Origin of the sequence: Metabacillus sp. Hm71, assembly GCF_051842955.2 — a bacterium.
GTDB lineage: Bacteria > Bacillota > Bacilli > Bacillales > Bacillaceae > Metabacillus.
On the sequence record NZ_CM200278.1, the window covers coordinates 5,115,300 to 5,141,442 of the forward strand.

The 26,143-nt window shown below is 39.1% G+C and carries 29 protein-coding genes, 1 tRNA gene and 1 pseudogene; 3 read left to right on the plus strand and 28 right to left on the minus strand.

Annotated elements, in window-relative coordinates; translation table 11 throughout:
• Positions 1-348: 348 nt before the first annotated feature.
• The 8 genes from ACSVDH_RS25155 to ACSVDH_RS25190 form a co-directional block, all read right to left on the minus strand.
• Positions 349-1,365: a major capsid protein gene (locus ACSVDH_RS25155; protein ID WP_439252711.1), complete on the minus strand. Its 1,017-nt coding sequence runs from the start codon at positions 1,363-1,365 to the stop codon at positions 349-351.
• 78 nt (positions 1,366-1,443) lie between these two features.
• Positions 1,444-1,728 (minus strand): hypothetical protein, encoded by a 285-nt coding sequence (locus ACSVDH_RS25160; RefSeq protein WP_439252710.1) that lies wholly within the window; start codon positions 1,726-1,728, stop codon positions 1,444-1,446.
• Positions 1,729-1,936: 208 nt separating this feature from the next.
• Positions 1,937-2,197 (minus strand): hypothetical protein, encoded by a 261-nt coding sequence (locus tag ACSVDH_RS25165; RefSeq protein WP_439252709.1) that lies wholly within the window; start codon positions 2,195-2,197, stop codon positions 1,937-1,939.
• Between the two features lie 81 nt (positions 2,198-2,278).
• Positions 2,279-2,704, minus strand: a complete 426-nt coding sequence (locus ACSVDH_RS25170) for a hypothetical protein (RefSeq protein WP_439252708.1) — start codon at positions 2,702-2,704, stop codon at positions 2,279-2,281.
• 60 nt (positions 2,705-2,764) lie between these two features.
• Complete coding sequence (locus ACSVDH_RS25175) at positions 2,765-3,604, minus strand: helix-turn-helix transcriptional regulator (protein ID WP_439252707.1); 840 nt, start codon at positions 3,602-3,604, stop codon at positions 2,765-2,767.
• Positions 3,601-3,843, minus strand: coding sequence for a helix-turn-helix domain-containing protein (locus ACSVDH_RS25180; protein WP_439252706.1), 243 nt, complete (start codon positions 3,841-3,843; stop codon positions 3,601-3,603). Before ACSVDH_RS25180 ends, ACSVDH_RS25175 begins: the two co-directional genes overlap by 4 nt.
• A 436-nt stretch (positions 3,844-4,279) precedes the next feature.
• On the minus strand, positions 4,280-4,435 hold the full coding sequence (locus ACSVDH_RS25185) for a hypothetical protein (protein ID WP_439252705.1): 156 nt from the start codon (positions 4,433-4,435) through the stop codon (positions 4,280-4,282).
• 1,003 nt (positions 4,436-5,438) lie between these two features.
• Positions 5,439-6,146: a hypothetical protein gene (locus ACSVDH_RS25190; RefSeq protein WP_439252703.1), complete on the minus strand. Its 708-nt coding sequence runs from the start codon at positions 6,144-6,146 to the stop codon at positions 5,439-5,441.
• A gap of 144 nt (positions 6,147-6,290) precedes the next feature.
• Here ACSVDH_RS25190 and ACSVDH_RS25195 point away from each other — a divergent pair, with 144 nt between their 5' ends.
• Entirely contained in the window at positions 6,291-6,653 is a 363-nt protein-coding gene (locus tag ACSVDH_RS25195) for a hypothetical protein (RefSeq protein ID WP_439252702.1), read from the plus strand.
• 56 nt (positions 6,654-6,709) lie between these two features.
• On the opposite strand, the gene ACSVDH_RS25200 is transcribed toward ACSVDH_RS25195, so the two are convergent.
• The 4 genes from ACSVDH_RS25200 to ACSVDH_RS25215 form a co-directional block, all read right to left on the minus strand.
• A complete protein-coding gene (locus ACSVDH_RS25200) occupies positions 6,710-7,468 on the minus strand; it encodes a hypothetical protein (RefSeq protein ID WP_439252701.1) in 759 nt (252 codons plus the stop codon).
• Between the two features lie 100 nt (positions 7,469-7,568).
• The gene (locus ACSVDH_RS25205; RefSeq protein WP_439252700.1) at positions 7,569-8,360 is read right to left on the minus strand and encodes a helix-turn-helix domain-containing protein; all 792 of its coding nucleotides are present in this window, start codon (positions 8,358-8,360) and stop codon (positions 7,569-7,571) included.
• Between the two features lie 201 nt (positions 8,361-8,561).
• Positions 8,562-9,542 (minus strand): tyrosine-type recombinase/integrase, encoded by a 981-nt coding sequence (locus tag ACSVDH_RS25210; RefSeq protein ID WP_439252699.1) that lies wholly within the window; start codon positions 9,540-9,542, stop codon positions 8,562-8,564.
• Positions 9,543-9,762: 220 nt separating this feature from the next.
• Positions 9,763-9,838 (minus strand) — tRNA-Arg (locus tag ACSVDH_RS25215).
• Positions 9,839-10,200: 362 nt separating this feature from the next.
• Between ACSVDH_RS25215 and clpP the strand changes: the two genes are divergently transcribed.
• Entirely contained in the window at positions 10,201-10,797 is a 597-nt protein-coding gene (clpP, locus tag ACSVDH_RS25220; protein WP_299092350.1) for an ATP-dependent Clp endopeptidase proteolytic subunit ClpP, read from the plus strand.
• 705 nt (positions 10,798-11,502) lie between these two features.
• Here the strand turns inward: clpP and ACSVDH_RS25225 are convergent.
• The 7 genes from ACSVDH_RS25225 to ACSVDH_RS25255 all read right to left on the minus strand — a co-directional run bounded on the left by ACSVDH_RS25225 (position 11,503) and on the right by ACSVDH_RS25255 (position 18,451).
• The gene (locus tag ACSVDH_RS25225) at positions 11,503-11,760 is read right to left on the minus strand and encodes an HPr family phosphocarrier protein (protein WP_299092349.1); all 258 of its coding nucleotides are present in this window, start codon (positions 11,758-11,760) and stop codon (positions 11,503-11,505) included.
• 28 nt (positions 11,761-11,788) lie between these two features.
• A complete protein-coding gene (whiA, locus tag ACSVDH_RS25230; protein WP_439252697.1) occupies positions 11,789-12,739 on the minus strand; it encodes a DNA-binding protein WhiA in 951 nt (316 codons plus the stop codon).
• 29 nt (positions 12,740-12,768) lie between these two features.
• The gene (mgfK, locus tag ACSVDH_RS25235; RefSeq protein WP_439252695.1) at positions 12,769-13,737 is read right to left on the minus strand and encodes a gluconeogenesis morphogenetic factor MgfK; all 969 of its coding nucleotides are present in this window, start codon (positions 13,735-13,737) and stop codon (positions 12,769-12,771) included.
• Positions 13,738-13,740: 3 nt separating this feature from the next.
• Positions 13,741-14,646: an RNase adapter RapZ gene (rapZ, locus tag ACSVDH_RS25240; RefSeq protein ID WP_439252694.1), complete on the minus strand. Its 906-nt coding sequence runs from the start codon at positions 14,644-14,646 to the stop codon at positions 13,741-13,743.
• 70 nt (positions 14,647-14,716) lie between these two features.
• On the minus strand, positions 14,717-15,175 hold the full coding sequence (locus ACSVDH_RS25245) for an 8-oxo-dGTP diphosphatase (protein ID WP_439252693.1): 459 nt from the start codon (positions 15,173-15,175) through the stop codon (positions 14,717-14,719).
• 517 nt (positions 15,176-15,692) lie between these two features.
• Positions 15,693-16,643, minus strand: coding sequence for a thioredoxin-disulfide reductase (gene trxB, locus ACSVDH_RS25250; RefSeq protein WP_299092342.1), 951 nt, complete (start codon positions 16,641-16,643; stop codon positions 15,693-15,695).
• A gap of 356 nt (positions 16,644-16,999) precedes the next feature.
• Positions 17,000-18,451: a tetratricopeptide repeat protein gene (locus ACSVDH_RS25255; protein ID WP_439252692.1), complete on the minus strand. Its 1,452-nt coding sequence runs from the start codon at positions 18,449-18,451 to the stop codon at positions 17,000-17,002.
• A 302-nt stretch (positions 18,452-18,753) separates the two neighbouring features.
• Between ACSVDH_RS25255 and ACSVDH_RS25260 the strand changes: the two are divergent.
• Positions 18,754-19,432 (plus strand): annotated as a pseudogene (locus ACSVDH_RS25260) (YetF domain-containing protein).
• Positions 19,433-19,491: 59 nt separating this feature from the next.
• Here the strand turns inward: ACSVDH_RS25260 and ACSVDH_RS25265 are convergent.
• The 9 genes from ACSVDH_RS25265 to ACSVDH_RS25305 form a co-directional block, all read right to left on the minus strand.
• On the minus strand, positions 19,492-19,887 hold the full coding sequence (locus tag ACSVDH_RS25265) for a nuclear transport factor 2 family protein (RefSeq protein WP_439252793.1): 396 nt from the start codon (positions 19,885-19,887) through the stop codon (positions 19,492-19,494).
• Between the two features lie 95 nt (positions 19,888-19,982).
• On the minus strand, positions 19,983-20,633 hold the full coding sequence (locus ACSVDH_RS25270) for a hypothetical protein (protein ID WP_439252691.1): 651 nt from the start codon (positions 20,631-20,633) through the stop codon (positions 19,983-19,985).
• Between the two features lie 376 nt (positions 20,634-21,009).
• On the minus strand, positions 21,010-21,573 hold the full coding sequence (locus ACSVDH_RS25275) for a GNAT family N-acetyltransferase (protein ID WP_439252690.1): 564 nt from the start codon (positions 21,571-21,573) through the stop codon (positions 21,010-21,012).
• Positions 21,574-21,776: 203 nt separating this feature from the next.
• Positions 21,777-22,358: a hypothetical protein gene (locus tag ACSVDH_RS25280; RefSeq protein WP_439252689.1), complete on the minus strand. Its 582-nt coding sequence runs from the start codon at positions 22,356-22,358 to the stop codon at positions 21,777-21,779.
• A gap of 15 nt (positions 22,359-22,373) precedes the next feature.
• Positions 22,374-22,865 (minus strand): matrixin family metalloprotease, encoded by a 492-nt coding sequence (locus tag ACSVDH_RS25285; RefSeq protein WP_439252688.1) that lies wholly within the window; start codon positions 22,863-22,865, stop codon positions 22,374-22,376.
• A gap of 239 nt (positions 22,866-23,104) precedes the next feature.
• Entirely contained in the window at positions 23,105-23,758 is a 654-nt protein-coding gene (locus ACSVDH_RS25290; protein WP_439252687.1) for a netrin-like domain-containing protein, read from the minus strand.
• Complete coding sequence (locus ACSVDH_RS25295) at positions 23,745-24,275, minus strand: sigma-70 family RNA polymerase sigma factor (RefSeq protein ID WP_439252686.1); 531 nt, start codon at positions 24,273-24,275, stop codon at positions 23,745-23,747. Before ACSVDH_RS25295 ends, ACSVDH_RS25290 begins: the two co-directional genes overlap by 14 nt.
• Positions 24,276-24,445: 170 nt before the next feature.
• Positions 24,446-24,808: a VOC family protein gene (locus tag ACSVDH_RS25300; protein WP_439252685.1), complete on the minus strand. Its 363-nt coding sequence runs from the start codon at positions 24,806-24,808 to the stop codon at positions 24,446-24,448.
• A 74-nt stretch (positions 24,809-24,882) separates the two neighbouring features.
• On the minus strand, positions 24,883-25,815 hold the full coding sequence (locus tag ACSVDH_RS25305) for a 1,4-dihydroxy-2-naphthoate polyprenyltransferase (protein WP_439252683.1): 933 nt from the start codon (positions 25,813-25,815) through the stop codon (positions 24,883-24,885).
• Positions 25,816-26,143 lie beyond the last annotated feature (328 nt).

A 26,143-nucleotide genomic window follows, 5' to 3' on the forward strand; every position in this document is an offset into this window, starting at 1 on the left:
AACTTCCGCAGCTGCACGTTCTCTGCTGACCTTTGATTGGCTGACAGTTTCGCCATTTTGAATCAGCTGCGCCATTCTATACATCTTTTGATAACATTTCATCGCAAGGACGATATTCGTTTTGACCTTGTGCGGGATCCCCTGATCTGCTTCAATGTCTCAGATCATCGAATCAACTTTTGCAACCACGATCTGCGCGGTTATTTGACCGGATACATACGCAAAGTTCAGCGCCTTTATTTCTTGCGTTGTTTTATTGATGATATTCATGCTGTCATCCCCTTGTTGTAGATAAATAAAAAAAGAACGATGTACCGTTTAAGTACACCGTCCCATTTTGTTTGTTTTTTATGCTGTGAACACGTCAGCATGCAAGACCAGTGATGGATTTGAAAATGCCGGGAAGCCAGCAGCCACTGCCTTGATGACAGATTCTTCCGGCTCGTCCTTGTCGTATGCCTTTGCAGCAATTCCTGGCTTGAAGTCATTTTCAACAGTCGGACCGAGTAAGAATTCACCAACGCCCACAGATATCATGATAAGACGGTTTTCTGGCATGAATTCAATGACTTGATCTTGCCCAGTTTCAAGATTGTACACAGTTATCTTGCGGCTGTTTACCACTGTTAGTTGTGGCAATCCGTATGAATCAAGAACTTCGTTCACATCTTTCAGTGAACAGCGCAATGTCCCATCTGGACGTCCAGCTTCAGCGATGATTGCCGTGTTCTTTTGCATTCTGCTGACCACTTCACGGCTGACCAGAATGTCATCTGGCAGTTTGCCATTCGTAGATTCATAGGTTCCTTGCCATTGAAGTAAGTCGCCGATGACGTCATGTGCAATGTCATCCCAGTCATTAGGTGATGTTAATGCGATTTTGTGTTCCGCAGGAATGCCGAAGTCCACATTCACTTTGACGCCATTTCCGTTATGTGTTAACGATCCTTTCGTGATCGCTTCCATCTTCATCAATTCGATTCGTTTTTGAATCGCTTCAACAAGATCAAGTCCTTTCGTCACAAGACGATCGACTGCGTCCGCTCGCGATTCGTTGCTTCTTGCTTCGAAGATTTCCAAAAGTTCTTCTTCTGTCGCAACATACTTCAGACCCATTTTTGCGATCTGACCGCTGATTTTCGCCACAGCGTCACGATCTACAATCGGCGCTTCTGCACCAAACGCGATCATAGGCGCGATGTTTTTGTTCTTTTTGATCAGATCAAACGCAAAGTTTCTTGAATACGTTTCCGCGTTTGGAAGATACTTGTCCGCAAGCGTCGGTTCAGATTGCTTGACCGATTCATCGATTAAACCCCTTAATGATTCCTTTTGAAATTCTTTAAGATGCGCTAATCCAGCCATCTATAATTCCCCCTTGTTGTGTTGTCTGTTTTTTTGGCAATAAAAAACACTGATTCTCGTCAGTGTTTCAGTGATTTATCAGCCGATCTTCGGCTTCCATCGTTCAGCTTCTGGCAGCTTATCTGGATTGTTTATATAGAACATGAATTCACGTGTCATGATCACCAGTTCATCTGTTAAATCGAATTTCTCGTATAGTTTCGCCTTCAGTCGCTTGCTGACTTTGCGATCCGGTGAATTTTCAACTATCTTTAAATTCGCGACCGTATACCCCAGAATGCCCGCAAACTCAACTTTTGAGAAACCTCGCGCTTGTCTTATGTTTTTAACATCCGCGCCTGTAATTTCGAATTTATCTGTCACATCTTCATCCCCTTTTTTGTGCATATGCAAATACGTGCCGCCCTTCCGAAGACAGCACGCATCAATAGGTGGCGGATTCAATGGCAGGAGAATCCGCACTTAAATGAATTCAGCAAAGCAGAAGTTTCCGATCTTCTGCATCATATATGGTATAAGACATCGAAAAATTTGCTGATACCACAAAAAAACGAACACATTTCTGTGTCCGCTATTGGCAGTGTGTGATCCGCACTATCTTTTTTGCAGGATTGCCAGAATGAATAAAACCAGCCATTCTATATCGCTGCGTCAATTGATCCGCAAGACGATCAGCATAGATCAATACATCTTCTTCAGTCCCTTTTGCGAAAGTCTCAATTGAATCCCCTTCTTCGTAATACGCCGAATAAGTACCGACTTTTACTGATATGTCATGCAGATCCTTCTTGCCCTTGCGCATGGTTACGTCGATATTAATGATTGCTTTCATCGATCTTCCCCCTGTTTTGTTTTGTGTGCATATTGATCCGTGAAAATCGAATTCAGGTATAAGACCATTTGAACCGATTTTTCAGCCGCTGGATCCCTTGCTGTGGCTGGCTTCGTCTTCATCTATTTGCACACTTTTCAGCTTTTGTTGAAGTCGTTGCTCTCGCATTCTTTTGGCATTCTTTTGTTTACGAACAATAGGACGGCAGTTGTCGCAATATTTTGCAGCACCCGATCCTTTTATGAACTTCGTCCCGCAGCGATCACAATTTCCAACATCCATCGCTGGCGCTTCTCCTGCAATTTCTTTCCAGTAGGATAGTTCCTGCATTGGATCCCCAGGAAGAACGAAACGTTCGAAATATTGACAGCGTTTATGCCCGATAAATCCGTCTCGAAAATATCTACACGTTTCGCACCCTTCTGGTTCCAATAGGCAACCATCTTTGCCACTGAATGAAGCGCAGTGATTTCTTGCATATCGTTGTACCTGCTTTTCTATAGTCATGATTTCCATCCCCCTTCAATGCAAAAAGCGCCAGGATCAATGATCCCAGCGCCTTTTGTTTTATGCATGTGCTTTGAACAGATCGCGAACACTATCCGCCCATTCTGTTTCATATGTCTGACGGTACATGACGTCTGGATGGATCCAATATCGAACCTTCCCACCAGTTTCCGTCGAGATCATCAGCTTCTTCTTTTTTAAAGTCCGAACTATCTCGTAGATTGTTTTTACGTCCAGATCTAATTCTTGCGCAAGATCTTCGCGTGAAAAGTATTGCAGTTTTTTCAGATCTTCTTCATTGGGATCAGCTGGCAATGGTTCATCTGGATTCGCGCATAGACAAAGCCTGGAATAATGGAAATAAGGTAGCACTTTGAACAGCATGCCGACTTCATTCAGCTTCAGATCTGCGATTCTTTCACGCAATGTTACCATTAACAGCTTCGTGAAGCTGCCAGCTGCGCCACCATATGAAAAGAATCGCTGATTGATCTTGAACACGTTGCGTCGTCCTTCGCGAACTTTATTGATGATGTCCAGTTCCTCCAGACGTCCCAGGATTTTACTTGTCATTTCTTTTCCCCTACCGATCGCAGTCTGGATGTCTTTTTGCTTCATCGGCTCCGCATTTACTTGCAACAGTCCATCTCCTTTTTTCATATAATCTAGCAGCTTGATCACTGCCCCAGCTTCGATAAGTGTTAGATCTTTTGTGATTTCGCGGATCGGATCATTATGTGCCATAACAAACTTCCTCCCATCGATTTGTTTTTCTTGTCTTATTTTTGCTTTGTATGCTTCTGATTGCGCAATAGATATGACTTTATAGTCACGTGCTGGTGCTGCGTGATATAGTTCGCCATTTTCGTCTACATAATTCTGTATCTTGCTGTTTGTCATTGTGCTGATCCTCCTGTGTATGTGAATTCTTCGTGGATTCGTAAGATTCTTTCCAGTTTTTCATCTGTCAGATCGAAGGCTACTATCAGCTTCGAACGGACTGTGTCCGTCAGGTTGCGTTTACTGTTTTCGATCAAAGAAAGGTAAGTGAAGTTGATCCCGATAAGCGGCGCCATTTCCTTCAGCGATAAGCGGTACACTTCGCGGATCTTTTTTAGTTCGACTTCAGTGATTTTCATTCGGACATCCCCCTTTTTAGATAACGACAAAAAACCGATAAGCGCTCCGATCAGTTTCTTCCGTTCATCTGTCGTAGTTTGACTGCATAATTTATTTGACAGGTATGTAAAAAATTTTTATGTAATGTTACCGCTGTAACGTTAGGGTGAAAAGTCGACTTTTTTGCAAAAGTATAGGGTGAAAACCGACCCTTTTCGAAGCGGCACAAACCCTTGATATGACTGGGACGAAGCCCATTTTCAGTAGTTTTATGCTCTTATTCTTTGTTTAACTCATAGACCTTTGCCAGCTGCGTGCTTCCGCACTTGCTGTGACGTGCCTAGCGGCACGCCATGAACCATAGTTTATTTCGTACTATTTTCATCGCAAGATATATAATTAGTTCACGAAGCCGCGCCAGCGGCAAGTGATATCTTTTAATCTCTTATATAACGATTAACCAGACGCCGCATCGATAATCTTGCGAATAATAATTTCATATATTTGCGCCAATAAAAAAGACGCAGCCATCGGGATGATCCGAACAGCTGCGCCAAGACAATGCCGACTAACCAACAAGCCGACGAATACAACACAATGACATCTAGTCATACAGTCCAGATTCGCAGTGTAACGGATCCTAACCGAAAAAAGTGTCTGTAATTTTTACAGGTACCTATCCGTAATTTTTACAGATACTTTTCGCATCCGCGTCCCTCACTTCTGCGATTAACATTGCGAATTGAGATACGAATCCAGTCCGTCCAGGAACGTTCCGATCATAATTCCTGCGCAGACAATCGAAACGAATTCCAGATCTACGTCGTTTCAAGGGATCCGCAGCTGCTGGATGTCTTCGAATGATGTGGGACTATTTCTTGCGAAATACGGCGCAAACTGTGGCAGCTTCGAAGGGTTGAGGTTTCAAAAATTCACCGAAAAATTTTTTTCGATCAGAATGTCGATTTGTGCAGCGATTGATTTCGTGGGACGACGTTCCAGCCCCTGGAGTTCTGAATTCTGGCGCAAAGATGAGCGCAGCAGGAAAAGGGGATCTGGCGCCGATGCCGCCCCCCTCTTTCAAAGCCGCCGATCCGTCCATCTTGTGCCATCTTGCGCCGTCTTTCATATGCAGAAAAGTGAATCCAATATGCAATTCTAGTTTACATAATAGCAGCTATAAGAAGTAAGTACAGAAACACCAAATCGATGCATCCCTTGCGGCTGTTAGCGTGACAGCTTCGTTTATAACTGCGTAAATTTATATGATTATGCACGATTTTATACATCGTTGATATGGCGCGGTTTGTTGCGGTTGTGAACGCAGTGATAATGTATATCAATAAGGCGCTGCTTGGCGATCGGATGGCGTGCAGACCCCCTGATGTTTTCGGCAGCCCCTCTGTCCAGAACGGTTCGGCAGGTATTTTACCCCGACATCCTGCGCTTCCGTAACGTTAATTCCCAGTAAACACATCAGAATTAAATCGTGTTACCCTTGTCACATCAGCATTCTGCGCATTCCATCGATCATCCAGCGCAATGTTACAAAATAAAAAAACATCCCGGCAGATGGCGCCAGAATGTCGTGTTTGTTGCGATTCATCTTTATGCTTTAATCTTCTACAGCGAAAAAGTTAACAAATCTTCTTCCAAAACTCGATAATTTATATTCAGTCTTAGATCGCGACCTTGTTAATGTACGCCCTTGCATACCTTTTGTGAGTTTTTCCAATGGATCTTCTTGTATAACTTTTACAATTCCCAGTCTGATAAGTTTATTATCAATGTATACCTCAATGTCTTCCTTTTCTCTTAATTCTTCTCTATATTCCTGATCTTCTTCATATCTTTTAATGTCTGGAAAATCGGTATCTAGTTTTAATTTCTTACCTGGCACGAATTTTTTACAAAGACGAACTATGTCACTTATTCTAAGCTGCGCCAATACATCGTAAAAGTGATATATTTTTTCCATATCTTCAATGTCTTCATCTACTGTATGTTTAAATCCGTTTATGTAAATATTGACTTTCTCGTCTTCATCTTCATCATGAATATACTTCAGAATTAGTGGAAATACTTCCTGTTTATAAAACAAATCGTTCTCTTTTTTATCAAGCATTTCTTTGATTTTCCTCAGTTCAGGCTCAACGATATCTAAACGCTTCTTTAATTTCCCAATTTTATAGCTTGTCCACAATGAACTTATGATAGGTGTAATTGATCCACTAAGATCTATTAGTAAGTTTGCTGCTTCTTGTTGCGCATCAGACAAAACCCTACCCAGCATTTCTTGGACTAATTCCTCTGTTTTATCCATAAAAGCACATCCTTCTGTATTAAGATAATTTAAATCTATTTCTATTATAACTATCGATCTATCAATTTGTACCAATTAATCGTTAATTTGATACAGTATTCTGACAATTTATTGTATAATATAGGAAAAAGGGAGGGATATATAATGAGTATAATAAGCGATATTAAATCAGTCGCCGAAGTGGTACAAAAAGCCGATAACATAGATCTATATAGAAAATTATTGGACGTACAAGCTGAAGCAATGGATTTAATGGAAAAGTATAATAATCTCAAAGAAGAAAACAAATTGCTAAAAGAGCAACTTGAAACTGCTGGGAAGATGACATACAAGGATAAAATGTATTTTCGAGAGGATGATAAAGATCCATACTGTTCAAAATGTTGGGATGTAGATCGCAAACTAGTTAGAATGCATGGCGATACCCCATATTGGTTTCAATGTCCGTCATGTAAAACTATCGTTCAAAATGGAAACCAATCAGCCCACGATCCCTACATATTTTAATAATGCTGAAGGTTCGCCAGTCACGATTGACTGGCGATTGTATTTTCGATCAAACATCATTTCACTTCCGCCTTTTCGGGTAGATAGTTCGTCAGTATTAACAGACTTTGTCCAATTTCTTTTAACGATTGTCTAACTTCCTGTACATAGCGATCCGCATGTTCTTTGCTTGAGAATTTCATCTGCACATTCTGTCCATGTTGATAAAATGTAGCAAGTGTGTCATCCCTTAAACGATTTTCAATTGTAAAAATTGCACTACTCACTTCTTGCGGCAAAAGAGATATGTATTTTATTGTGAATTCATTTATCTGAATACTAATCCACTTTTTAAAATCTTCTTCACAAAACTTCTGGTATGGAACGGTATTTCTTATAGGATTAAATATATCAGCAGGATTCAAAATCATTTGATTTACGCCTTTTATTGAGAATTCTTCGTCGATATATTTATCCATCTTATTAATTGTTTCGGTTAAATACTTTACTGTTTCCTCTTTTTTAAAGGTCATGTTTGCGGGATTCTTAGTAATGAATTGAATGTATCTTCTTATTATTCCATTTAAAAAGAGATCGTACTGGTTCCCAATTATCTTCTTCATATGTTCAATTTCTTGTTTGGTCTTTTGTTTTTCTATTAGTTTTTCTATTACGATCACCGTCATCAGTACACTTAAAAATTCAGTCACTAAATTGATAAGTAAAGAAGAAGCGTCATCTTTTTGAAAACCTGATATAAAATATTCTATTCCAGCAGAAACTATCGCAAGAATTACAAGCAGTGACAATAATACTACTCTATAATTCATTTTCACTATACAACCACCCTTAAATTAATTTTTAAGTAAATTTTACCATAACGAATAGTTCTATAGAGTGATAAATAGCAAAATAACAGAGCGAAAGATATTTATTTTAATCATTGATCCAATCGTACATCCAGCATGGCTTCTGCGCCTGCTTTCGCTGGATCCAGCAGCTGACAGATTGCCAGCTGCGGAACAAATAACCGTCCAGTGAACGGATCCGTCCCGTTTTCAGACGCCAGATCGCAGATCTGAACATCTGGACGTATTCCTGGGCATGATCTTCCAGTGTGATGCTGCGATCTATGGACGCCTTCGCACGCAGTAAGATCCCATAGATACGATAATAGTCGGAAGCATTAAAAAACGACGCCAGCGCTTCGTGGATCGCCGCAGGAACAGATCCCGCAAAGATGTCTGATCCGATGGATCCTGCGCCTGGTTCCGTTTCTAATATGTGCTTTTTTTTAGATTTAGAAATAATTGTTTTCTGTTGTCCAGCAGCGCCGTGATCGCTTGTCTGGATTGTGTTTGCGCCATCATCTTCGATATGACATGTCGATCTGACACCTTCTGCGCAGAACGGCAGCACACGAAGAATATTTACACCGTAGCCGCCAGACTTGCTGCGGATCGTTTGGATCTTTTCGATGATTTTAAGATCCGCCATCTTCTTGATGATCCGGCGCACCTGGCGATCACTTATGCCGATGATCTCCGCCAGTGTCGCCATCTTCAAATAAGATACGCCAGGAACTTTGCAGCTGTATCCCAGTAAAGTGCGCAAAACAGTCCGATCCGTTTCGGTCAGTTCGTTGCGATAATATTCAATGTGTGCCGCAGCTGCTGCGTCCATTGCTGCGACTGTTTCAAACATCTGATATTCGTGTAATGATTTCATTTTCCTTCGCCCCTATGAGCGCAGCACAAACAAAATGAGAACATATGTTCTGCAAAATGGACAGACGAGCAGAATTTACGAATTATAGATTTTTTGCTATAATCGCATTATGGTTTAAGCATTGCGCTGTCCTTTGTGTGCTTGCGCAAGTGTTTTCGGACGTCTAGCTGTTGCAGCAGCTGACGTCCTTTTTATTTTTCTTTAAACGTCCAGTGAATCTGATTCATTCACCTTGCGATATTGTTCAATGACTTGATCATCTGTATAGTTCAAATACACTTGTGTTGTGGATATATCAGAATGCCCCAGTATCTGCTGTAACGTTCGAATATTGCCGCCATTCTTCAGAAAATTTGTACTGAATGTGTGGCGCAGTGAGTGCGGGCTGGCGCGACATTCGCCCTTTAAGCCAGCTTTACGCGCGTAGAAGTCCATTCTTTTGCGCAGATGGTCATCCTTCATCCGTTCCCCAAATTGATTTGTAAAGACAAAAGTCACAGCTGAATCAAAGTATTCTCGGGTTTCATTGATTAGCTGAAGCAGATGATCAATCACTTTCTTTGTCATCGGCACAGTCCTTGTTTTGCGATTCTTATTCTTTGCGCCTGGCAGCAGTATCACGCCATTGTCGAAGTCTATATCCTTAACTTCTAGCGAATTGATTTCATTCGATCGCAGTCCACACTTTAACATCACCAGCATGGCGACATAGTCCCTATATCCTGCGAATGAATCATGATCCACAGTCGAAAACAATCGCTTCACCTGTTTATCCGTCAGCGTGAATAATTTTTGTTCGTCAGTTCGCAGCTTATGGATCCGTGCGCCAGGATTTTCTGCAATGAATTTTTCATTATGCAGCCGCCTGAACATTGTCCGCATGGCTGACAGTCGAATGTTCACTGTCACAGGCGACAATTCACGTACCTTCAATAGTTCTGTAATGTATCTTCTAAAATCGTCCGCAGTGACGTCCTGGATGTATTTGCGATCAATGATTCGCATGAACTCGTCCCAGAACTTTCGATAATCGTGCATTGTTCTTTCGCGGTACCCTTCGGATAAGTAAATCCTCATTACGACTTCCAGAGCATCTTCCACGCTGATCTTGTTATCGACAGTCACGTCCATCTTTGGCACATTCCTGCGTTTTACTATTCCTTTGCGCTTAATTCTCGGCACAACAAAAAAACCTCCCGCATTCGAATTTTTTAATTCGATACGAGAGGTTATCGTATTTTTTGAACTGACGTGGCATCCCTTCGAAAAAACTGTCGCTGAACCTTTGAAAAACTTCCGATCCGTTTTCATGGATTCGCGTCCGTTGACGCAATGTTCAGTGACGTTTATCCGAATTCTTTCGGGATGAAACCTTGTCAGATCAACGCTTTTTAACTTTAGACGCGCTCGGAGGGATTCGAACCCCCGGCAGACGTGGTACCGGAAACCACCGCTCTATCCAACTGAGCTACGAGCGCATATTATTGTCAGTAAGGAAAATTATACGGGAAACAGCAGAGAATTTCAACTGTCTTTTTATAGTAAAATAACGAAAATATGTGTTATTACGTTAAACACGGATTTTCATGATTTAATCCGTTTGAAATACTGGAAATGTGGGAAACATGATTACATGTTATGATGATGTAGTACATATTATAGGATAAACATGGTTAAAAAGGTTTTTATAGTCTTTTCGTTTGACCTTTATTGACCATAGTTGTATGATGGAATTACATAAGCAATACAATTGGTAGTCACAGAATTATGTTCTAAAGGATTACATAAGACAGATTTTCCTTTAGTACAATCTTTCTTACTTTTAAAGGAGGAATGGAGAATGAATTTAATCCCTACAGTTATCGAACAAACAAATCGTGGTGAGCGTGCGTATGACATTTACTCTCGTTTATTAAAAGACCGTATCATTATGCTTGGAAGCGGTATTGATGATAATGTCGCAAATTCAATCGTGTCACAGCTATTATTCTTAGAAGCAGAAGATCCAGAAAAGGATATTTCTATTTATATTAACTCACCAGGCGGATCCATCACTGCTGGTATGGCAATCTATGACACAATTCAATATATCAAACCAAGCGTTTCGACGATTTGTATTGGAATGGCAGCTTCTATGGGTGCATTCTTGCTTGCTGCTGGTGAAAAAGGCAAACGCTATGCCCTTCCTAACAGTGAAGTTATGATCCACCAACCACTTGGCGGAGCACAAGGGCAAGCAACTGAAATCGAGATTGCTGCAAAACGCATCCTTTTCTTACGTGATAAATTAAACAGAATCCTATCTGACCGCACAGGCCAGCCTCTAGAAGTAATCGAACGCGATACAGAGCGCGATAACTTCATGACTGCTGAACGTGCCCTTGAGTACGGCTTAATTGATAAAGTGTTAGAGCGTAACATTCTTGGTGGGAAGTAATTTCTGTAGGAAGTCCTTCATCTTAATTGATGAAGGACTTTTTGTTTGCTTTTATTGAACGTTTAAAAGAATTTGTATGATCGCAGTATCTGAACTTGCATGCTAAGCAGCGGAAGAGATCTGAGTACCCCTTTTCACCTTTTATAAAAAGAGGTAGATGCTGATATATGGGAAGAGCGCTGATAAAAGTGGGAATCACCGATATATGCTCGGGAAACGCTGATTTATAGTCAGGAAGTGTTGATTTGTCCCGAATAGCGATGATAAATCCCGAATAGCGCCGATATATTCCCAATAACGCCGATTAATCCCGAATAGCGCCGATATATTTCGAATAACGCCGATATATTCCCAATAACACCGATATATTTCGAATAACGCCGATAAATCCCGAATAGCGCCGATATATTTCGAATAACGCCGATATATTTCGAATAGCGCCGATATATTTCGAATAACGCCGATATATTTCGAATAGCGCCGATATATTTCGAATAACGCCGATATATTTCGAATAACGCCGATATATTCCCAATAACGCCGATATCTCTTTTAAAACTCGTCGATATATCGACTAAAGTAGAATCCTCTAATAAATGTTCAAGAGAGAGCGCTGATAAAATTCACTTCTCTTTCTCCAACACAGTTGACAAAAACAATAAAAATAAGCACACCGTCAATTTCCTAAACGGTGTGCTTTTCACTTTATCCTTCTTGCTGGACATATTTTGCTAAGGTTTCTACGGCGTCTTGCTCGTCATTGCCTTCTGCAATCAGGGTGATGATGGAGCCTGAGCTGATTGCTAAGCTCATGAGTCCCATGATGCTTTTTGCATTTACTTTTTTACCGTCTTTTTCCAGAAAAATATCTGATGCAAAACGGTTTGCTTCTTGAACAAATAAAGCAGCTGGACGAGCTTGTAAGCCCGTTTTCAGATGAACTTCAACTTGTTTTTCAACCATAATGATCTCCTCTTCTCTTTTTGTCATTTTATTTTAATGATAGCGGTTGTCCTGATCTAAGTTGTTCAGCAATTTGGTCTAGTTTTCGCAAGCGATGGTTTATACCAGATTTGCTAATTGTGCCGCTTGATACCATTTCTCCAAGTTCTTTTAAGGTGACATCTTGATATTCGACACGCAGCTTGGCAATTTCTCTGAGTTTATCAGGCAATGCATCCAAGCCGATTTTATCATCAATAAATCGAATATTCTCCACCTGTCTTAGTGCAGCACCAATTGTTTTGTTTAAATTGGCTGTTTCACAATTGACGAGGCGATTGACGGAATTCCTCATATCGCGGACAATTCTCACATCCTCAAAACGCAGCAAAGCTTGGTGTGCGCCAATGATATTAAGAAATTCAGTAATTTTTTCAGCTTCCTTTAAATACGTGATAAAGCCTTTTTTTCTTTCTAGCGTTTTGCTATTTAAATCAAATGTATTCATTAACTCGCAAAGAGAATCATTATGCTCTTTGTATAGCGAGAAAATTTCAAGATGATAAGAGGAGGTTTCCGGATTGTTTACGGAGCCGCCTGCAAGAAATGCACCGCGGATATAAGAGCGCTTGCAACACTTTTTCTTGACGAGTGATGGCGATATGTTCCGTATTAAGGAAAAATCTTCCTCTAAAATTTGTAAATCCTCTAAAATATCTTTAGCTTTTTCAACAAGGCGAACAATATAAACATTGTTCTTTTTTAATTTCATTTTTTTCCGAACAAGCAGTTCGACTGAAACTTCATATTGCCTTTTTAATAACGTATAGATACGCCTTGCGATTGCAGCATTTTCTGTTTGAATATCCACCATAATCATTCGATTAGAAAAGAAAAGCGATCCATTCATTCTAATGAGTGCAGACAGCTCAGCTTTAATACAGCAAGGCTTTAGATCTAAGTTTGTGAGTTCTTTTTTTGTTTCAGATGCAAATGACAACCTCTGCACCCCCATTCTAAGACATGCACTTATGTTAATTCCTGCTGAAGAATTCCATATAAAAGTTTAGCTACTTTATTTGTATCATGCCTAATCACATTATTTTCATAACTTACAATTTTGTCTGTTATGACTTGAAGTCCTAATGCCTTTAGATTTTCAATATCATAGTGGACAGGTTTGGCAAGCTCCTCTTCATATAATGCTTTAATATGATCAGGAATTTCTTCTTTGTTGACAAGAATGGTATCCATAAATGTGCACTTCATATGATCGTATAATGCTCTGACATGATCACTGGCGGAATAATTTAATGTTTCCCCTGCCTGTGTCATCACATTGCAAATATAAACCTTTTTGGCTTTTGCCTTGCAAACCTCTTCTCCTATTTTTGGAACAAGAAGGTTTGGTAAAATACTTGTGTACAGACTACCCGGTCCGATGATAATTAAATCCGCTTCCTGAATCGCATCAATAGTTTCAGGCAATGGTTCAATCTCATCAGGGCTTAAAAAGACCCGTTTTATTTTCTTTCCAGAGAACGGAATTTTCGATTCACCGGAAACGAATGTGCCATCTTCCATTTCCGCATTTAAAATCACGCTTGTATTAGCAGCAGGTAATACTCTGCCGCGTACATTTAACACCGTGCTCATTTCTTTTATTGCATGGACAAAATCACCTGTTATATTTGTCATCGCTGCCAGGATAAGATTTCCAAGTGAATGTCCTATTAGGTTATTCCCTTTATTAAAACGATGCTGAAAGAGCTCCTCAACAAGAGGCTCCACATCAGATAAAGCGGCCAATACATTGCGAATATCACCAGGAGGAGGGATGTTCAATTCATCACGGAGCCTGCCGGAGCTCCCGCCATCATCTGCGACTGTCACAATAGCTGTTATGTCAAGCGGGAACTGCTTTAATCCCCTCAAAAGAACGGATAAACCAGTTCCGCCGCCTATGATGACAACCTTTGGAATATGTTCCTGTCCCATTAATTAACGATGCTTCCTCTTCTCAATATCCCGGTGAGATACTTGAGTATGATAGTCATCCTTAAAGTAGTTTGCAATGTATTCGGCAAGTGTAACTGAGCGATGCTGTCCTCCTGTACAACCAATCGCAACGACGAGCTGGCTTTTTCCTTCCCGCTTATAATAAGGAAGCATAAATGTCAGCAAATCAATGAGTTTTTCTAAGAACTTTTGTGTTTCATTCCATTTCAGCACATAGGAGGACACTTCCTCCTGCAAACCAGTTTTTGGTCGCATATGCTCGATATAGTGCGGATTTGGCAAGAATCGAACATCAAATACAAGGTCTGCATCAATTGGAATACCATATTTAAAACCAAATGAAGTAACATTCACGGTGAATGTATGCTCAACACTTGATGAAAATTGCTTTAGAATTTTTTCTCTTAAATCTCTTGGCTTCAGGTCGGACGTATCATATATAAGCTGCGCTCTGCCTTTTAGCTCCTCAAGAAGTTCGCGTTCTAATCCAATCCCCTCTAAAGGAAGTCCTTTTGATGCTAATGGATGTGACCTGCGCGTTTCTTTATATCTGGTTACAAGCGTTGCATCTTTCGCATCAAGGAATAGAATCTGCGGTGTTAGCCAAGTACTTTCCGCCAAATCATCAAGAGCCTGGAAAAGATGATCAAAGAATTCCCTACCACGGAGGTCCATGACCAAGGCAACCTTATTCATTTTTGCTCCAGATTCCTTCATCAGCTCTAAAAATTTAGGCAGCAGCGTTGGAGGCAAGTTATCAACACAAAAATATCCCAGGTCCTCAAAGCTTTGAATGGCAACGGTTTTACCTGCACCTGACATACCTGTAATGATGACCATTTGTACATCATTAGGTGTTGTTTGCTGCTCATCTTTTTCATTTGTCATCGTTTATTCCTCCTCTCTACTGATACCTAGCTCTTTTTTATTGTATCGTGAAATCTTCGAAGCTCGGTGATTATTGTGGATCCAAACGATAAGAAATCAAATGATAATCAGGTGTATATGTAAAGGTTCCATATAGCATGCCCGTCCCTTTAATGACATAATCTAAAATATGATGATCACCAGGAGCCATCGGCAACTGCTGTATGTCTTCCTTTTCATGCCACTTAATCGTTCCTTCCTCAGATTCCAAGACATTTGTTCCTTGATAATCTGTAGCCAGGAACGTAAACATCATCCATTCAGAAACGATCTCTTTTCCATCTTGAATGATGAAGGTGAATACACCCTTCAACTGAGGGTTTTTAATGTATATGCCTGTTTCCTCACGATATTCACGGGTGACGGTATCCTTGATTGACTCCCCAAGCTCCATTTTCCCTCCTGGAGCTACCCACCAGCCTCTTTTTGGTTTTTGCAGGAGAAGAACTTTGTTTCCTTCTACTAAGACGCAATTTGTCACTCGCTGCAACTTCTTCACCTCAATTTTCACATGAAATCAAAAACATAATGAAGCTTTTTATCTTCTGTCAAAAATAACCGCTAAAATCTAAGGAATGATTAGCTGAGAATGATCGACATTCCCTTCTAACAGATGACATTGCATCCCTTTAAGAAACATTTGTTACGTTCTTCACTTTCTTTCATTTATTATACTATTTTAATTGTGTCTTAACAACGAACACGTCATTAGTTGTTTTTATATGTATATACGTCTGAAATGGAAAACAGTTTCAATAATTTTAAAAAAGTTGTTTTAAAAAAGAAACTCAGATAGATAACCTGTACTAATACATGGCCAAGCAAAAGTAAAACAGCTGGAGGACAAAAAAAGGGAGCATGGGAAAGGGCGCCCATGCTCTAAAATAAGTCTATTTATAAAAGGGGGTCAATTACTAATTATATAATAACTTATAATTGTTTCACCCATGTTACAGGTAAGTTAAAACAGAATTACGAATTTGTAAAACAAGCTTCATAATTGTTTCTTACTTAACTGCCTTTAGCTTTTCAGCTAGTTCTTCAACATAATGCTGAGCGCTTTGAGCAGCTATACTACCATCACCAGTTGCTGTAACTATTTGGCGCAGCATTTTTTCACGAATATCTCCAGCAGCAAAAATTCCTGGAACCTTTGTTTCCATACGATCATTTGTTTCAATATAGCCATTTTCATTTGTAATTCCAAGACTTTCAAAAGGCTTTGATAATGGGACCATGCCGATGTAAATGAAGACACCATCTGTTTTAAATTCTTGCTCTTCCCCAGATACTGTATTAACTAAGGTTACTTTGCCGACCTTGCCATCTTGTTCATGGATTTCTTTAACTGTATGGTTCCAGATGAAGTCGACTTTTTCATTATCAAATGCACGTTGCTGAAGGATTTTTTGTGCTCGTAATTCATCACGGCGATGAACGATTGTAACTTTAGAAGCGAAGCGTGTTAAATAAACTCCTTCTTCAACCGCCGAATCTCCGCCGCCAACTACAACAAGCTCTTTCCCTTTAAAGAATGCACCATCACAAACCGCACAATAAGAAACCCCGCGACCGCCTAGTTCTTTTTCGCCCGGTACACCGATCTTCTTATATTCAGCACCTGTTGTGATAATAACAGCACGTGCTTTATATTCTTTTTTCCCAGCTTTTACAATTTTGTACTCTTCGCCATCAACAATTTCTTGAATGTCGCCATAAGCATATTCCGCGCCAAATTTCTTCGCATGATCAAACATTTTAGTTGAGAGCTCAGGTCCTAAAATATGATCAAAACCTGGATAGTTTTCAACTTCTTCCGTGTTGGCCATTTGTCCGCCCGGCACTCCGCGCTCAATCATCAGCGTTGAAAGATTTGAACGTGATGTATAAACAGCTGCCGTCATCCCTGCTGGACCTGCTCCTGCGATAATTACGTCATAAATTTTTTCTTCAGACACGAATGTTCACTCCTCATACGTTGTTAACTTAAATAACTTGTTATGTTAAGAAGACATCATCTTCTAATAGCTCTTCTTCGTAATAAGTCTTCTTTTAGTTTACCCTACAAACATCCTATAAAATTAAAACGAATCTTGCCATTTTTTTGCTCAAACTAAAAGCGGAAGGCGCCCGCTTATCGGCGACAAGCATAAGGCGAATAGGAATAGAAGGTGTCTTTTACCTTCAATTCCTATTTGACTAGACCCTAGAGCCGATGGCGCCTGGAGCTAGACACCAATTCTAAGTTCAAATTTTATACTTAACTTTTAAGAAAGTACAAACTTTCTTGTCTCAAACTAAAAGCATAAGCTCCTTAATCCGCCAACCTTCTCACTTGTTTTACATATTTTCCTATCGTTGAAACAGAAACAACGTACAATTCTGCGACAGCTGTTTGGCTTATAGGTTCGTCTTGCTGGTCTTTCCAAATATAATGCAGTGCTGCGGCCCAGCCAAGATAATTTTTCAATGAAGTCCCGTTTTTAAACGCTTTGACAAGCGTGCGAAAAACAAATAAGAAGAACTCATCATCCTCTTCGTGAACAAATAATACATTTGCGATATGATAAATAGAGGCTATTTTATCATAAGCGTTATAATCCTTTGATAAAGCCATCTCAATAAATTCTTTTTCTAATTGAGATTGTGGGACATTCGCTGTCTTTAGCCCAAGAATCTGATCTTCATTATTCGTTTGCACAGCAAGAAAAACAGCATACAATCTCTCTTCAAGTGTCAAGCTTTTCATACGCTGATCGCTATGATCTCTTTGGTTATTCCACGGCTCAGAGCCAGCCTTGCTTTTATTTTCTTTAAGGACCCGCTCCCACATTTGCTCAGCAAACGTGATGTGACCGGTAAAATAAGCGGCATAGGATAGCCAATAATAAAAAGTGTCATCCCCTTCAAAGCCTTGCTTATAAAGGGAACGAAGCCATTTATATGCGAGCGGATAATACCCGACCAATGCGAAGGTTGCTCCCAGCTTATAGCGATGCTCGTATAGAAGCGGATGGACAGATGACAGCATGTTTGCAAGCTCCTCCACCTTGTCATCCTGGCGTTCATAATAATAAAAAACTAATAAATTGCAGTAGGCATGAAGATTACCAGGATTGCTCCGAAGAACAGTTTGCAAATATTCCTTCGCTTTATCAACCTCTCCAATATAGAAATAAGCGAGCGATAAATTATTATGGGCAGACCAAAATTCAGGGTATTCTGCGACAATTTCTTCAAGCAATAAAATCGCCTCTTCAAATTGACTGCTTTCGAGGAGTGACTTTGCTGCATCCTGTTTTAAAATTAAATCATCAGGATCTTTTAAAAATGGATCTTCATCATCATCTTCCATTGTAAGAAGCTCAATGAGATCTTCGTTTTCTATCGTAAATTCACCAAATGGTTCCTTATTTGCATATTCAGTTGCACACTTGTATGCTTCCTGAAATAATCCAAGATGTGCGTAATTGTTTGCCATAAAGTAGTGACATTCATTCATGTCTTTATCAACTTCATCAAGTATATAGGAAAGCAATTCATTTGATTGGCTGTACTTTCCCATATCGGTATAAATAGTCGCGAGCTGGGAGAGCTTTACAGAGTCCTTTGGATCTAACTCGATTGCCTTTTGCAAATATTTGCTTGCTTTTTGAAGGTTTTGTTCTCGATAAGCCTTTAGGCCTTTATGATAATAATATTGTCCATCTTGGAGAAACGGGACAACCTGTGCTTTTTGTTGTTGTTTGCTCAATTGTTTTCCCACTGAAATCCTCCATTTCATTCATTTCACCGTAGGTTAGTATACCACAAGATAAGCAGGGAACAATAGTATGAATAGAACAGACTTGGGGAGATTTTATAATTGGAAAAAGAAGTAAGGGAAATTCAAGAGGCTGTTTTCATTTTTTTCTCAGAGATCAGTCAATACCTTTTTCTATAGAACCGCTACTCTTGCTGAAGTTCCTGCAAATGCTATCAAGGCATTCAAGCACATATTTCATCCTTTCTTGGTTATAAATAAAGTAAAATTATCATTCGTTGGATCAGATTGGAGCTTTTTAAATGATGAAGGTGGCATCTATAACTGTTGAACTGATCATTGGTTTTTTCCTATTGTTTATCCTTGTTAAGTTCGTGGGCAGAAAAATTATCACCCAAATCACTCCATTTACATTTATTGCTGCCGTTGTATTAGGCGATTTGCTTGGAAATGCCCTATATGACCACCACATTGGTGCAGGCTATATTATTTATTCCATGGTCCTTTGGGGACTATTTCTCTTTCTTGTTGAGTTTCTTGCACAAAAGTTTTTATTTTTAAGGGGAATTAGGGAAGCCGGCTGCACTCATAAAAAACGGGGTGGTCGATCAGGAAGCCCTGAAAAAGAGCCGGATGAATCTAAATCAACTGCAAAGCCTGCTGCGCCAAAGCGAAACATTTTCTATTCGGGAGGTCGCCTTTTGCTATTTGGAGGCAAATGGGTCAATCAGCATCTTAAAGAAATCTCCTTATCAGAAAACAACCCAAGAGGATATGAATCTTTCAGTAAAGCCAGTCTATGTTCCGGTCACCCTCATTCGTGATGGTCAAGTATTATGGGATGAACTAAAAGATCTCGGCTTTGATGAAAACTGGCTAAAGATTCAGCTGTTATCACAAAATATCTCAGATTATAAAGATGTTTTTATTGCTGAATGGCTTGAGGAAGACGGGATTTTTGTACAGACTTATGTCAAGGCGTAACTGTATTTCATTTCTCTGAAATAAAAAAGAGCATGGATAAGCCCTTAATTTTTGATTCATTATCCTATTTCAATCACATACGACGTCATTTCTTTTATTTTCGAATTCTTGCCTGCACTTGTAAACATGTACACGTCACAGAATTCTAACTTTCTATTGTCTTCTAAAAGTAGCGTACCGCTAACAGCTCCGGACCGTCCATGGGTGATGATGTTGGTTATCTTTATTTCCCTTACGGCTCTATCGTTCATTTGTTGCAGGGAAGCAGCAAATTGGTCTTTCCCTTTGATTTTTTCACAACCGATTTTATTCCACTGAATATCATCAGAAACATTCTCAAAAATAAAGCTTACATCTTTTTTGGCCAAGGCAATGATAAATTCCTTAAGCACAACTTTTTTAGGGGCATTTCCACAATCCTCGGGGCAGACAACATTTATATCATTGTAATTCACATTATTCAAGGGTTTATTCTCCTTTTATGCAACGATTAATCGTTTAGGTCTATTGTGGCAAATCACTTTTTTGATCCTTAAAAAATTCGCTCTGATTATTCCGTTTCTTCCGCTGCGTTTTCCAATTTTAATTCGGCTTCTGTTTTCACCGTTTGATCAATGTCTGCATCAAAAACTTGTGACCAATCTTCCTCTGGATCAAATTTCCCTTCTTCCAGTTCATATTCATTTACTGAAACATGCAGATTGTAAAGGGTTTTATAAATATGGTACACATTTTTTTGACTTTCAGTTTTACTTGCTGCTTGATTAATTCTTATTAACACGTTTAACAAATCTTGAGATGTGGAATCAGTTGATGAAATTTCTTCTGGCAAAAATTCATCAATCTCTACAGCACGCTGGTGAAGCTCATCTACAACTTTTGCTGACACCCAGCCGTCAGAGTAATTTCCATCTGGTCCATTCCTTCTGGCATTTCGAAAATAATTTCCATTCACAAGTGAATCAAAATATTCAAATTGATTTTTCACCAGTTCTTTTAATTCTTCTTCTCGTTCTGCTTCGTCATTTTCATTTGCGATTTTTTCAACCTCAGGTTCAGCAGCTGTTTCGATTTCCTCTGGAACACTTTCTTCCGTTGTATTTGAGCCTTCCGTTTCTTGAGAAGGCGTATTTATATTCATAAGTAATAAAATACCAATAATGATAACACCACAAACAACTCCAAGAATACCTTTTTTCACGTTTGAACTTCCCCTCTAAATTCCTTTGACTAATAGTATTATTTTAAGATAAAAACAAGTAAATTTTAAAGGAAAAGCTATGAATTTTACTTTTCCTCTATTATTCCTTTTATTTTACCATATTGCACCATAGCCCTTCCTATCTATTTTTCCAATTACATGAGAAAAGCGCAAGCGTCTTGATCAGCCTAGGGCAAATAAGCCAATTTAGAAAAGAAGGCGTTCTTTCCCTTCAATTCTAAATTGGCTTATGACCTCAAGTGGCTAGGCGCAGGAGCTAGACACAAAAACTATGTTAAAATTTTATAGTTTCCTTTTGAAAAAGGATCTTCCTTCGAAGACCTAAGCTGTTTTTTCTAGTAAAAAATCTCTTAATCTATCCCTTATATTTTGCAAAAACACAAGTATCCCTTAATTCCTGTGTTCCTGGTGATATTCCATCATTTTTTAGAATTCCTTCTAATGTAAACCCTAATCTCTCCGGTATCGCTCTGCTTCTGACATTATTTGAATCACAGCGTATCTCTAGCCTTCTTGCATTTAGTTTATGAAAAGCCAAATCGGTAATACCTTGAACCGCCTCTGTCATATAACCTTTTCCGCTATAACGAGTATCAATCCAGTAGCCAATTTCAAATTTGGGAATTGACCAATTGATTCGATGTAATCCAGATGAAGCCACAAATTCACCCGTTTCTTTTAAAAAGACGTGAAGGCGCAAATCGTCTCTTTTCAAAAAATTTATATGTGCCTCTCTGATGTTAAGCTCTACATCCTGTTCCGTCTGCTCGTATTGGGCAAATGGCATCCACGGCTTTAATTCATTGATAGACGCTTGAATCGCGCGATATACCGCAGAGCCGTCCCCAGGTCTTGGCATCCGAATGAGTAATCGTTCTGTTTCAACTTTTTCAGGGACATCAATTAACAATGGATTCAATCCGATCTCACCTCATCATCTCATGTTACTGCTTCATTGGAAGCTTCAGTCAACTACTGGGTTTCCTATTTCAATTAAGACCATGTCTATTCCTAAAAAAGTGGATAGGACAATAATCAGTAATCCTGTTTCATCAACTTGAGGTTGAACGAGTTTCAATACGAAAGACCGCCAAGAATAACGGTCTTCCTAAAACTTATAAATTAATTATTACCTGTATCAGGCCCAGGTCCTGGATCAATCTTAAATGGAACTTGTTTTGTTGAAACTGTTTTAAACTCTTTTACTAGTTTATTATATTTTACATCATTTTCAATGAGAAGGTCACCGTATTCCGGAACAAGGGTATGGAAGTTCTGTTCTTTGTTGTGTTTCGTAACGAATAAATATTTTTTTCCTTCCTCTAAAAGCTTATCATGTTCAATAACGTACGTTTTCTTTTCTTCCTCATCATAGCCACCTTGCTGGTTGACAACAATGGTACCAGTCAATTCGCCTTTAAGATTTTTCTTTACTTCAACAGCGAATTGCGTTTCGGGTAATGTGTTTAATTTTTTTGAGCTTTTTTTCTTTACAACTTTTCCAACAAATACATTGTCAGCCCAGCCAACTAATTGATTACGATCAGACAAATCAAGGGCAGAGGTTGTGTGAACAATAACCGTTTCTGGCTCTTGTTTGTTTTCAAGAGCTTGATCTTTAAATGAATTGGCATTAGCATAAGAAAAAATACCAACTAAGGCAAGGATGATGCCTGCTGTTATCATGAGAGCTTTTTTATTCATTATCCTTTCCCCTCCCTACCATAAACTGTGGTAATCGCTTTTGTCATGTGATTGCGGTGTATGGGCCATGTCGCTGACATATTTGGCCATAACCTGACCTGAGTAACTATGGGCAAGACCTAGCGCATGCCCCGTTTCATGAATGCCGACAATTTCTTCTTTACGATCCCCATAAGGCACCATATATTTCTTGTTGAAATAGATTTCATCTGCACCTGATGTATTTGTATATAAACCAGCCCATGTTACGTCATTTCTGGTTGTGCTCATATATGTGACATCTTCATAAACCCAAGAGTCGTCTGGGGCGATATTAATTCTGCCGACACTATTCCACTGACTGCGAGCATGACTGATCGCATTATTGTAGCCAGTCTCGTCACCATAACGAATTTCTCCATCATCAACAGAGTCATAACCTAAAAAGTGAGCCTTCGTACTAGTTGGAACTAGCAGCATCGTAAAAACTAAAGCACCAATGACAAGGGTGTACAGCTTTGCCTTCATTTCATCCCTCTCCTTTTGATCATTTTTGTATGCTTTTAGTGATAACAAGAAACTGAAAACTATGTAAAATAATTCCCTCTCTTTTTATCACCTGTTTACAGTATTCAAAAATTTCATCACATATCCTGATTAATTGTAAAATATTGAAAAATAAGGATAATATCTCAAAATGTCCAAATTTTGTAGTGCTTTTTACATAAAAAAAACAGTCCAACCAAAGAAGCTGGACTGTTTGCTTTTCAAGGCTCAATCTTATAAGGAATTTGATTTTCATACGCTTTTTTATAGGTTTCGATTAACTCTTTCTGCTTCTCCTCATTTTCTATTAATACATCACCATAAGCAGGCACCAACGTATGCCAATTCTCTGATTCAAGGTATTTTGTTGCAAACAAATAAGTTTTTCCAGGCTTTATGAGGGAATCTCCATTTATAACCGTTAATTGATTTCCATCATAGCCGCCATTCTGATTGACGATAATGGTTCCGTTTAAATCACCTTTGATCGTTTCGAGCACCTTTACGTTAAATTGGGTTTCTGGAAACCCGCTTATTTTCTTTGTCCCAGCTTGTTCGATGACTTTACCAATAAATACATGATCGGCATAACCTACCAGTTTACGAGGATCGCTTACATCTACTTCATAACCCACATCCATGTTTATAATTTCTGTTTCCGATGGTTGATTGACCATGTAATAAGTTCCAGTAAATAATCCAATCATCAATACTGCAGCCGATATCAAATAAGAGATTCTATATTTTATCCTTTTTGAGTTTTTCCGTGGTAAATTTGCAAGTGTTTGATCGATTTTAGTAGAAATAGAATCTGGTATCTCAATTTTAAGGTGCTCCTCTTTTAATCTGGATAATTGCTCATCAAGCTTGTTCATGTATATCCACTCCTTTCTCCGAACTCAAGGATTTTTCCAACTGTTTTTTCGCACGGTGAAGTCTTGTTTTAACAGTCCCTACGGGTATATCCACAATATCAGAAATTTCCTTTATAGATAAATCTTCGAAATAAAATAAAACAATAACGGTACGTAATTCATTTGACAGTTTGTTGACGGCATCCCGTATTTCAATATGGTGGTAATCTTTTTCAACCTCAGGATAATCCTCCCACGTATCGGTCGGGATCACTCGCTTCTTCTTTCGTAAAATCGCATAGCACTCGTTTATGAGAATACGTATGATCCAAGTTTTGAAATAGTCTGGTTCTCTTAAGGTTTTGATTGAATCAAACGCCTTTAAAATCGTTTCTTGAATCGAATCTGCGCATTCAACCTCTGATCTTAAAATAGATAAAGAGATACGATACAATTGTGCTTGATGACTTTTTATCAGCTGGCTAAATGCTTCTTTATCACCTTTTTGCGCCCTTATGACGTTATTATAGTCTGACAACAAGAACCCTCCCTTCTGTTCCTACACGTTAGATAATGCAAACACCTTAAAAGTTCATCTTAATTTTAAAAATTTTTTAAGTTAGTTACTCTTATAATAGGGTAAAATTTCCTCACAGAGGCTTTTTTATATCTTAAAAAGAGCGCTGATGCATAATCAGCGCTCTCACTTTACATTTCTTTTATCATCTCTACTCTGTTACCAAAAGGGTCTCTAAACTCAAAGCGTTCATAATTAGGGATCGGAACAGAGTCGATTATTTCTATATGATGTTTCTCTAATACTCTTCTCCAATATGAAACATCTTCTACTTCGTAGGCTAAATGGGCTTTTGTTTTGAATCGATCAAAGCCTTCTTCTGTTCCTACATGTACCTCAAGATTCCCAACTTGCAGCCAAAACCCTCCTCTTCCTTTAAGGGAGTCCGGCTTTTCAATTTCCTTTAATCTTAGGATACGACAATAAAAATGCTTCCCTTCTTCCTCAGCACCCTTTGGAATCGTGATTTGTGCGTGATGCAGTCCAATGATCATTTACAGTCCCCCATTTTAAATTAATTCCATTATAACCCATTTAGAATTAACAGGAGGGTCATTGGATTATAATGTTACAAAAGATAGCTTATAAATAAGCCAATTGAGAGCAGAAAGCCAAAAATGGTATTCGTTTGGCCAGTTGCTTTCATCGCCATCACCATATTCAATGGATTATCTCTGCGTACAAACCCCTGTATAGCCTGAATCGGCTTTGGGATACTCAGGAAAATAAGAAACAGCCACGGACTTATATTCGTCGTAATGACTAAACCTGTAATCCATACATAAGCCAGTACAAATAAAAATGCCAAGAAATAAATGGCTCTTTTTTGTCCCATCAAAATCGCTAGCGTCTTGCGTCCGCCCTTTATATCCTCTTCTATATCACGAATGTTGTTCGAGAGATTGATAGCACCAACAAGAATCGCAATCGGAATGGAGATTAAAATACTTTGTGTATTGATCATGCCTGTTTGAATAAAGAAAGAAATCAGTACGAAAAATGAACCCATGCAAATCCCTGCAAATAGTTCTCCAAAAGGTGTATACGCAATTGGATAAGGTCCTCCTGTGTACAGGTATCCAATCGCCATCCCTCCAAGTCCAACCACAGCCAACCACCAGCTGCTATTGCTGCAAATATAGACGCCAAGCAATAATGCAATTCCGTATGAAGCTAACGCTAATTGCAGCACCGTCTTTGGCTGCATCCCGTGACGTACGATCGCTCCTCCAATACCTACAGAGTCTTCCGTATCAAGCCCGCGTTTAAAGTCATAATATTCATTAAACAAATTCGTAGCAATTTGAATAAAAAGACAAGAAAAAAGCATCGCGCCAAAAAGCCAAAGATCTATATCCGCATAAAACATCGCTAAAACCGTTCCAATTAAGACAGGTACAAATGAAGCCGTTAATGTATGAGGACGAGTTAATTGCCATAATACTTTTCCTGTACTATGTTCTCCTGTATGTTTATGATTTTTTAATTTCTCCTGACTCATTAATCTTTTCCTTTCTATAAAAATAAATCTAACTGACTTCATTATACCTGTATGTTCATTAAAAAAGAAGATATTGCCGCAAAGCTAAGAATAGCAAAACTTGGGGACTATCCCTGAGTTCTTTGGGATTGAACCACGGCTCCTCTTTTTTGAACCACTTCTCTCATTAATTGAACCGCTTCTCTTTTTTATTGAACCACTTACCAATTTTTTTGAACCATTCACCTGTTCTGCGACCACTTATTCTGTTGATTAAACCACTCTTCTCATTAATTAAACCACTCCTCTGTTCTGTGACTACTCATTCTCCTACTTAAACGACATTTCA

What these genes read in the sequence shown, in the direction of transcription:
- ACSVDH_RS25155 (WP_439252711.1), bottom strand. Translation starts at nt 1,365, where the DNA reads ATGGCTGGATTAGCGCATCTTAAAGAATTTCAAAAGGAATCATTAAGG.
- ACSVDH_RS25165 (WP_439252709.1), bottom strand. Translation starts at nt 2,197, where the DNA reads ATGAAAGCAATCATTAATATCGACGTAACCATGCGCAAGGGCAAGAAG.
- ACSVDH_RS25170 (WP_439252708.1), bottom strand. Translation starts at nt 2,704, where the DNA reads ATGACTATAGAAAAGCAGGTACAACGATATGCAAGAAATCACTGCGCT.
- ACSVDH_RS25175 (WP_439252707.1), bottom strand. Translation starts at nt 3,604, where the DNA reads ATGACAAACAGCAAGATACAGAATTATGTAGACGAAAATGGCGAACTA.
- ACSVDH_RS25180 (WP_439252706.1), bottom strand. Translation starts at nt 3,843, where the DNA reads ATGAAAATCACTGAAGTCGAACTAAAAAAGATCCGCGAAGTGTACCGC.
- ACSVDH_RS25185 (WP_439252705.1), bottom strand. Translation starts at nt 4,435, where the DNA reads ATGACTAGATGTCATTGTGTTGTATTCGTCGGCTTGTTGGTTAGTCGG.
- ACSVDH_RS25190 (WP_439252703.1), bottom strand. Translation starts at nt 6,146, where the DNA reads ATGGATAAAACAGAGGAATTAGTCCAAGAAATGCTGGGTAGGGTTTTG.
- ACSVDH_RS25195 (WP_439252702.1), top strand. Translation starts at nt 6,291, where the DNA reads ATGAGTATAATAAGCGATATTAAATCAGTCGCCGAAGTGGTACAAAAA.
- ACSVDH_RS25205 (WP_439252700.1), bottom strand. Translation starts at nt 8,360, where the DNA reads ATGAAATCATTACACGAATATCAGATGTTTGAAACAGTCGCAGCAATG.
- clpP (WP_299092350.1), top strand. Translation starts at nt 10,201, where the DNA reads ATGAATTTAATCCCTACAGTTATCGAACAAACAAATCGTGGTGAGCGT.
- ACSVDH_RS25225 (WP_299092349.1), bottom strand. Translation starts at nt 11,760, where the DNA reads ATGGTTGAAAAACAAGTTGAAGTTCATCTGAAAACGGGCTTACAAGCT.
- mgfK (WP_439252695.1), bottom strand. Translation starts at nt 13,737, where the DNA reads ATGGGACAGGAACATATTCCAAAGGTTGTCATCATAGGCGGCGGAACT.
- rapZ (WP_439252694.1), bottom strand. Translation starts at nt 14,646, where the DNA reads ATGACAAATGAAAAAGATGAGCAGCAAACAACACCTAATGATGTACAA.
- ACSVDH_RS25280 (WP_439252689.1), bottom strand. Translation starts at nt 22,358, where the DNA reads ATGAATAAAAAAGCTCTCATGATAACAGCAGGCATCATCCTTGCCTTA.
- ACSVDH_RS25285 (WP_439252688.1), bottom strand. Translation starts at nt 22,865, where the DNA reads ATGAAGGCAAAGCTGTACACCCTTGTCATTGGTGCTTTAGTTTTTACG.
- ACSVDH_RS25290 (WP_439252687.1), bottom strand. Translation starts at nt 23,758, where the DNA reads ATGAACAAGCTTGATGAGCAATTATCCAGATTAAAAGAGGAGCACCTT.
- ACSVDH_RS25300 (WP_439252685.1), bottom strand. Translation starts at nt 24,808, where the DNA reads ATGATCATTGGACTGCATCACGCACAAATCACGATTCCAAAGGGTGCT.
- ACSVDH_RS25305 (WP_439252683.1), bottom strand. Translation starts at nt 25,815, where the DNA reads ATGAGTCAGGAGAAATTAAAAAATCATAAACATACAGGAGAACATAGT.